This is a genomic window from Aporhodopirellula sallentina SM41 (assembly GCF_000346505.1).
Lineage (GTDB): Bacteria > Planctomycetota > Planctomycetia > Pirellulales > Pirellulaceae > Rhodopirellula > Rhodopirellula sallentina.
The window spans coordinates 1-4,817 of record NZ_ANOH01000114.1; the positions used below are offsets into that span (position 1 = coordinate 1).

A 4,817-nucleotide genomic window follows, 5' to 3' on the forward strand; every position below is an offset into this window, starting at 1 on the left:
CGGTTTGTCGATTTATTCAAGAGTCAACCTGCTTTCGTTTAACCGGTAGCCGTAGGCAACGGGCAGTGGCAAGTAGGTCGCCTTTGGCTGCCCGTTAAACGAATAAATCAACAGCCCGCCAAGAGTTTCGGCTGCCCCCGCGAACCACCGAAAGTTCCCAGGCCGTTGGGCCGGGCTGGAATGCGCTGGCCTGGATTGCCCTGGCCTGGATTGCCCTGGCCTGGATTGCCCTGGCCTGGATTGCCCTGGCCTGGATTAGAAATGCCCCCGTTGGGGCGTGTTGAGATTACGAACGCCCCGGATTGAAAATCCCACAAACCAAAGTTTGCGAGGACACGACCTTAAGCGCTTTGATGCTGGTCACGTTCGAGCCAGCGATACCCGATCACCGCGGCGGCCATGACGAGCAACAATGCAAACACCCACGCGTGTTGTGGCTCCGTCAAATAGTGCCACAAAGTGTTTTCTTGGCCGGCGGCACCATGCCCGTGTCCTTCGTGCGCCATCACGAAAGTCGCCGGAAGAATCGTCAGTGCGATCGTCATCAAAAGTCGGGTCATCGGGTTTCCTTAGACTGGCTCGGGGTAGCGTAGCGGAGATGCGAGTGCTCCAGATCTTACTCAAAAAAACCTGCAAAACGCCGTGCACTCCAGTATTCCTGTCGGACAACCATTCTGAAACCAGAACGAACCGCGCCCGCACCTCGGCGAGCTTATGCGGGCATTCGTTGCAGTTCAAGCCCTACAGAGTCGTCGCCTCCCAACACGCACAGCCCCGCGTCAACCGAGCCAATCTCAACCGGCACTGACCGTCCTCGATACGGATCGCGATCTATACGCAGTCGGACCTTCCTGGCGCACGATTCATCTTTCTGATCACGTTTCTTGCATGCCTGCAATTGTGGCTGCTTGCTTCACTGAGATGCACATTTGGCTCGACACGCTCCGGATTCGTGTAGCATGAAGGCAGGAACACGTCGCACGAACGCGCGGCATCGAAACTGCACACGCCGGATTCTGGCTGTCACCACTACCGCCTCCCTGACATTGATAGGTGCCTTCGAGTGAATTCCAAACAGAAGACGAAGAAGAAGCAAAAACAGGACGATCTCGAAAGCGACACGATCTTCAACGGGAGCGGGGACGTCAAAGCAACCAAGCACCGTATCGATCAAAAGGTCTACGAAAAGGAACTCGCTCGGCTGCAGATCGAACTGGTCAAAATGCAGGAGTGGGTCAAGCACGAGGGACTGAAAGTCGCGGTGATCTTCGAGGGCCGCGACGCCGCGGGCAAAGGCGGAGTCATCAAACGAATCACCGAAAGCCTGAATCCACGTATCTGCCGAGTCGTGGCCTTGGGCACTCCGACCGAGCGAGAGAAAAAGAGTTGGTACTTCCAACGCTACGTCGCCCAACTGCCGGCCGCCGGGGAGATCGTCTTGCTCGACCGGAGCTGGTACAACCGCGCCGGCGTCGAACACGTGATGGGATTTTGCACCGACGCGGAGTACCACGAATTCCTACGGTCCTGCCCCGAGTTCGAACGCATGCTGGTGCGATCAGGAATCCAACTGATCAAGCACTGGTTTTCGGTCAGCGACGAAGAGCAAGAACGACGTTTTCAAAAACGCATGAAAGATCCAACCCGGAGTTGGAAACTGAGCCCGATGGATGTCGAATCACGCTCGCGATGGATCGAGTACTCCCGAGCCAAAGACACGATGTTCGCACACACGGACATCAAACAGGCCCCATGGTATGTCGTCAAAGCGGACGTCAAAAAATGCGCCCGACTCAATTGCATCAGCCATCTCCTGAGCATGATCCCATACAAAGACCTGACACCAACCCCACCCAAACTACCTCCCCGCCCAACCGACGGCGCCTACCTCCGCCCACCCCTAGAAGACCAAACCTTCATCCCAGAAATCTGGTAACCCAAGCCTTCGCACAACTACTTGTCGCTGGTCCATCACAAGAGACCAACAAACGAACGTCCCAATTGCCGGCCACCCAAACCAAGCCCCGGACCACCAGCGTCCCATGCAAAACAAACGGGCAGCATGATCGAGCACAAACTGCACGAGGCCTCAACAACTTACTGCAGTTTCAACGGCTGATGAAACAAGTACAGCCCCCCGGCGTCGGCCGCCGGTGCGCGCAGAAGATATTACGCAAGTCGCTTCGGTCTTCGCCACCGACAGCACTTGAGCCATGTGGAAATTGACGTCGGTTTGTCCAACCTCCGCAGGTAAGATCAACTCTGATTTGTCGTCGTGACGGTGACGAATCGCCCCTTGTGATTCCCGCCTTCGCCCAGGTTCTGGGGCGACGTCGATTACAGATACCACCAATCGACGCGACTAAAACCAGCGGTGTCGGATACGCTGGCGTCAGCGTATTCGTCCTTGGTTCTTGTGCACTCAGGATTCCTCTGGTGTCGCAGAACGAATTGACCTTGCTTCATAACCCGATGCGTGAGCGAGGGAAATGCCGAGAATCCCTCGCTCACGCATCGGCTTAAGATTGTTTCAAGCAGCTTTACTTCGTTCCCGCGGTACTAGACAAGTTGACGCAAGAAGCGGATACCAAACTGGCCATAGTCTTGACCGTCGATGTCGCGGTCCCCGTCGTCATCTCCGAACAATGGAAAGAACAAATCCGTAGCTGCTTCCCCGAAGATCTCATCTGTCACCATTGCCAGCGAGTTGCCGTTAGCGCGGAGTTGGTCTCCACATTCGTGAGACGATACTTTACGTCTTCAATAGAATTTCCGAGTAGTGGTCGTTACCTTGACGTGACTGCAAGGAAGGTCCGTCGCCGAGCTGAATTTTTACGGTCGTGCGGCCGCCTGGATTGGTTGGCGATGCCTGCAAAGAAGTGACTTCGTTGTCGGTCGTGACATTGACTAATTGGAATGCACGACGGCTTCTGTGTGGTCGACTTCACGATCGAGTTCGACCGTCAGCGTCGTGATTTGCAATCTTGATGATTCCTCGCCGGCGCTGATCTTTTCAATGACGGGACGGATCGCAGTCTCGCGGATCAGGACCTCCGAGTCAGGTATCCCAGTCGATGCAAACCTGGGATCTTCACTGGTGACCACGAACCGAAAGTTTGTGACCTGGTTTCCCTCCGTCAAATCATCGACAGCAGCACTGACATCGACGCGTCGCGATTGCTCCCATTCCTCGGCGGTGAACCTCATGGGAACGGTAACGCCAGGGCCGCTCACAAGGTCGATCCGTAAATCAGAAAATGCGACGACCTCCACATCTGAAGTCGGTGCAGTGGTCAATTGGATTTCCAGCGTATCGTCCTGCAAGCCTTCCGTGGCCCGTAGGATTCACTGACTTGAACGAATGGCCGAATAAACATTTCGCTGACGACGATCTCATTGTTGCGATCGTCGTTCTCAAAGATAGAATCAGCGGCATCCACGATGCATGCTGATCGAGTACTCCGACGGCAACCCGTTGGCTCATACTGGATGCTCCTGATTGGGCAGGTCCAATCGAATCGCACGTGCGCCGGTTTCTGCGCCAGCGGCCAGCGGTTCAACCGATTTGCCTGTGAGCAGTTCGGATTGGTTGGCCGAACCGTTGGACAAGAAGAACAGCACGAAAGACTGACTTTCCGCATCAACGAATAGACTATCGTTCTGCACATTGTATTCGACATCGATGCTGCTTCCCGTGATTAGCAGTACCGTTGGCAGCGTGAGAGGTAGCGGAACGTAGTCTGGGACGAGGGGAGGCTCCAAGAGAAGCGTCTGGTACTCGATCTGCGGACGATCGTTCTCGTCTTCTCGATGAGTTGACACTCGACGCACGACAACGATGACCTCTAGAGGTTTGGGAACGTAAAAGTCGGTGTTGGCGCAACTCCTGTTGGCATCCGTGCGGGCACACGGACTGCCGGCACAATGGGTTTCGGCGGAGGAGGCGGAGGAGGGGGGATGGAGATTTGGCGGACCTGGATGCCGAGCGGGGAATCAAGTTCCCAACGTGCCAAACTTGCCCATGGCGTGCCAGGATTCGTTTCAACGCACCGAGTCAAGAGACGTTCCGCTTCGCGAGCCCGGGCCAGCGAATCTGGTACCCGTAATTGACCGTTCCATGATGTCAGACGAACGTTGTTTGTTGTCGGCAGCAATGCGTTGGGAAGGAGCACGCATGCTGCGTTGTATTCCAAACAACGAACCGACAACGCGAGCAACCGTCCCTTGGTGAGGTCGTACCAGGCACGCCACCGCTTCGAAGACTCTCTCGCGTATTCGTATTCCCAGTCGATTGATGGATCGCTAAACCCACGAAGCAGTTTCTCAAGGATCGCATTCATTCGAATGACGTGTGCCCGGGCTTCCTGTAACGGTTTCCCAAACCTCGTGCGAAACACTTGCGGTTGCATGTACGGAAACGACTCCTTGAACGGATAGAATCTCGAACGTCGCCCGACAAAAGCCATCCTGGGTGGGATAAAAGCTTCAATGTGTTGATGGCTCGCCATGGCCGCCATGTGCACGGCTTCGCGAATCGGATTTCCGCGAACGGACGCCATATAGTCTTCGAGCGAACCGTAGCTTGGCAGGTAATCGCGCATGGCAGCGAGATTGAAAGTTCCCTCATCACCGGCACGATGCATCAATGTCATCGTGCCACCGGTTTCCAATGCAAGTCGTGTCAGGGCGTAGGGTCCCACACCCGCTAATAGCCTTTCGCGATAGGCACCTCCAAAGGCTGAGACTCTTTCGGCCGGCACCACGCCGTTTTGACTCCAGGGTGGAAGCAAGGACTCGTGCCAGTAGGGCAGGAATGG

The 4,817-nt window shown here is 55.6% G+C and carries 4 protein-coding genes and 1 pseudogene; 1 reads left to right on the top strand and 4 read right to left on the bottom strand.

The features are described from left to right. Window positions 1–341: 341 nt before the first annotated feature. Window positions 342–560: a hypothetical protein gene (locus RSSM_RS06875; RefSeq protein WP_044301521.1), complete on the bottom strand. Its 219-nt coding sequence runs from the start codon at window positions 558–560 to the stop codon at window positions 342–344. A 503-nt stretch (window positions 561–1,063) separates the two neighbouring features. On the opposite strand from RSSM_RS06875, the gene ppk2 reads away from it, so the two are divergent. Beyond that, window positions 1,064–1,936 carry a polyphosphate kinase 2 gene (ppk2, locus tag RSSM_RS06880; RefSeq protein WP_008675934.1) on the top strand — a complete coding sequence of 291 codons (873 nt, stop codon included), beginning with the start codon at window positions 1,064–1,066 and terminating at the stop codon, window positions 1,934–1,936. A 971-nt stretch (window positions 1,937–2,907) separates the two neighbouring features. On the opposite strand, the gene RSSM_RS06885 is transcribed toward ppk2, so the two are convergent. From RSSM_RS06885 to RSSM_RS06895, 3 genes and pseudogenes are all read right to left on the bottom strand, one after another. Further along, complete coding sequence (locus RSSM_RS06885) at window positions 2,908–3,297, bottom strand: hypothetical protein (RefSeq protein ID WP_144059621.1); 390 nt, start codon at window positions 3,295–3,297, stop codon at window positions 2,908–2,910. Between the two features lie 183 nt (window positions 3,298–3,480). Next, window positions 3,481–3,822 (bottom strand): hypothetical protein, encoded by a 342-nt coding sequence (locus RSSM_RS06890; RefSeq protein WP_044301525.1) that lies wholly within the window; start codon window positions 3,820–3,822, stop codon window positions 3,481–3,483. Window positions 3,823–3,845: 23 nt separating this feature from the next. Next, window positions 3,846–4,817, bottom strand: a pseudogene (locus tag RSSM_RS06895) (hypothetical protein); the annotation flags it as partial.